1 protein-coding gene is annotated in these 3,335 nt (G+C 63.5%); it reads right to left on the minus strand.

Features of this window, described 5'->3' with window-relative positions; genetic code table 11:
• Positions 1-3,335 (minus strand): acyl-CoA dehydratase activase-related protein (locus Q0K62_RS07905; RefSeq protein WP_297317430.1); only part of this gene is annotated, 3,335 nt, incomplete at both ends.

Here is a 3,335-nt window from a genome sequence, read left to right on the forward strand (position 1 = left end):
TCGTAGTCGATGGAGACGATGTTGGCCTCGGGATAGGTCCTGCGGATCTTGCCGAACATGCCGCGCCCCGTCACATGGTTGGGCAGGCAGGCGAAAGGCTGGGCACAGACGATGTTGGGGGCGCCGGACTGGATCAGCTCGATGATCTCGCCGGTCAGGAGCCAGCCCTCGCCGGCCTGGACCCCAAGGGAGGTGACCGTAGCCGCCTTCTGCCTCAGCTTGCTGATGTGGGCCGGAATGTCGAACTTCCCCTTGGAGGCCTTGAAACCGGCGATCATCGGTGCACGGTAGACGTCCGCCGCCCTGAGGACGATCTTCTTGACACCCACCTGGCCGCCGGTGCCCAGCATCTCCTCGTTCCACTCGGCATTGGAGATTCCATTGACCATGAAGTCGCAGACCCCCGGCAGGACCGCCTCGCACCCCTGGCTCTCAATCAGGTCGACCACATGGTTGTTGGCGTCAGGATGATACTTGACCAGGATTTCTCCGACCACGCCCACCCTGGGTTTGCGGGGTATGTCACGCAGGGGCAGGTCATCGAAGGCCCGGATCATCCGCTTCATCAGGGTGTTGTAGGGCAGGTAGCCGCGGCCGTAAACCCTCCTGGCGGTCTTGGAGTATCCGTGGTGCTCGATGGTCTCCTTGCAGATCGTGTCCCAGAGCTTGTAGAGCCTGTTGGCCGAGCCGGGCTCCTGCTCATAGGGTCGGATCCTGAGCAGGCACTCGATCATGGCGTCACCCAGGTAGAAGGCCTTGACGGCACGGTGCAGGAGGGCCGGGGTGACCCGAAGGCCAGGATTGGCCCTGAACCCCTGAACGCTCAGCGTGATGATGGGCACATAGCCGTATCCGGCATCGGCCAGGGCCTTGCGCAGGAGGCCGTAGTAGTTGGTGGCCCTGCACATGCCGCCGGTCTGGGTGACGATGACCGCACACCTATGGGGGTCGAACTTCCCCGAGATGAAGGCGTTGACCAGCTGGCCCACCACGATGATGGCCGGGAAGCAGGCGTCGTTGTTGACATACTTGACCCCGGTGTTGATGTCTTCGGCCGTGGCGTGCTTCAGCAGCTCGAAGTGGTAGTCGGCACTGGAGAAGACCGCCTCCAGGAGGGAGAAGTGCACGGGCGACATCTGTGGTGCCACTACGGTGTACTTGTGCCCCATGGCCTTGGTGAAGCGATGCTCCTTGGCATACTTGGACATGGTCGGCTTGGCAGCAGCCTCACCGGTCTTGGCATCCATGTCACCCTTGGGTCCGGTACCTGCCTGCTTCTCCGCATCCTGCCCCTGGGCGGTTCCGGTCTTTACCGACCCCTGGTCCGCCTCCTTCTGCCGCGAGGCCATGGCCTCCCGCATGGGCCTGATGCCCATGGGGTGGAGGCTCACCAGACCCTGGTCGCTCTTATCGTGCAGGGCGACGAACCGGGCCAGGGCCACGATATCGGCCTTGTTTCCGGACAGGCTGATCCTCTGGGCGTTCGTGGACCGGAACCCGTCGGATTGTGCCTTGACGGGCGCAGCGGCCCCTTCGGTCCCTTCCACCTCTATAGTGCTTTCGGCAGCATCTTCATTGACGGAATCCAAGGAAATACCGGTATCCTCCTCCTGGACCCCACCAAGGGAGAGGTCGGCATTCTCGGCTTGGGCAGCCGCCGGGACCTCGCCTGCCGCGTTCATGTCCAGATCACGCTGGTGGCGTTCATCCATGGCGGCCTTCAGCGAGCGCAGACGAATCTTGGCGGCCCCCAGGTTGGAGACCTCGTCGATCTTCAGCTGGGTATAGACATCGCCCTTGTCGGCCAGGATCTCCTGGACCTGATCGGTGGTGATGGCATCCACACCGCACCCGAAGCTGACCAGCTGGACCAGCTGCAGGTCGGGGTACTCGGAGACGAACCGCGCCGCGGAATACAGCCTGGAGTGGTAGGCCCACTGGTCGGTCACCCTCAGGGGCATCTTTTGCCGGCCGTCGCCGAAGTTCGGAACCGTCTTGCGGAACTCGCCGGCATTGGGGTTGTTGGAGGCCAGGGCACGTTCCCCCGCGGCAGGGATGATGTAATCGCTCAGCTTGGGCATATCGTGCACGTCCAGCTCACAGATGGAGTCCTCGGAGAGCACGGCCATGCCCAGGGAACAGATGGTCTCGGGGATGCCGTGGTTGACCTCGGGATCCACATGGTAGGGCCTGCCGGACAGGACCACACCCTTGACCCCGTACTCCTGCATGTAGGCCAGGGCCCGCAACCCCTCCTGCCGGACATCCTCCTTGAAACGGGCATCCTCGCGGTAGGCCTCCTGGACGGCGCCCCGGGCCTCCTCCTCGCCAACGCCGGCCCAGTCGAAGACCTTGACGACCCGCTCGACCATCTTCTCCCTGTTGGACAGGTTGAAGTAGGGCCTCATGAACCGGACCCCATCCTCCTTGAGTTCGGCCATGTTGGCCTCGATCACCACCGGATAGTTGGCCACGATGGGGCAGTTGTAGTGGTTGTCCGTGTCGGGCACCAGCTCCTGCTCATAGGTGACACAGGGGTAGAAAATGGTCTTGATCCCCTTGTCCAGGAGCGAGTGGATGTGCCCATGGACAAGCTTGGCCGGGTAACAGATGTTCTCGGAGGCGATGGATTCCATCCCGCTCTCGAAGAGCTCGTGGTTGGACCTTCCCGAAATCATGACCCGGAATCCCAGGCTGGTCAGGAGGGTGAACCAGAACGGGTAGTCCTCGTACATGTTGAGCACCCGGGGGATGCCGATATCGCCCCTGGTGGCCTTGTCCGGGGTCAGGCGGCGGTAGGCGAAGGCCCTCTTGTACTTGAAGTCGTAGAGATTGGGCCTGTCGGAGCGCCTCCGGTTCTTATCCCCGCCACGTTCGCAGCGGTTCCCCGTCACGTAGCGGCCGCCGTCCTCGAATTCGGTGATGGTCAGCTTGCAGTGGTTCTGACAGAGCTTGCAGACATCGTGGGTGGTGGTCATGGACAGGTTGTCCAGCTGTTCCCCGGCCAGGATGGAGCTGACCACATGGCCGTCCTCGACCTGGATGTCCGGCATGGTGGACCTGAACCCCTGCTCGTTCTTGGCGCCGGTCGCAGTCGGATCCTGAGGGTGCCCCTTGACGGGACCACGGGGTTCGGCCTTCCTGGCCGCCGCCCCGGAAACCCCGGCCCCGCCTGGAACCGGTGCCTTGTTGGGGGTCGTGGGGGTGGCCCCCATCGACTTGCCCCCGTCGCGCAGGGCGATGGAGGGATGCCCAAGGCGTGGGTTGTCCGCCACGGCCGCCTCGACCTCCTCGTTCTGGGGGCAGTGCATGCGGGCCGTCAGGGCGGCACCATA

Origin of the sequence: uncultured Bifidobacterium sp. (assembly GCF_945269915.1) — a bacterium.
Lineage (GTDB): Bacteria > Actinomycetota > Actinomycetes > Actinomycetales > Bifidobacteriaceae > Bombiscardovia > Bombiscardovia indica.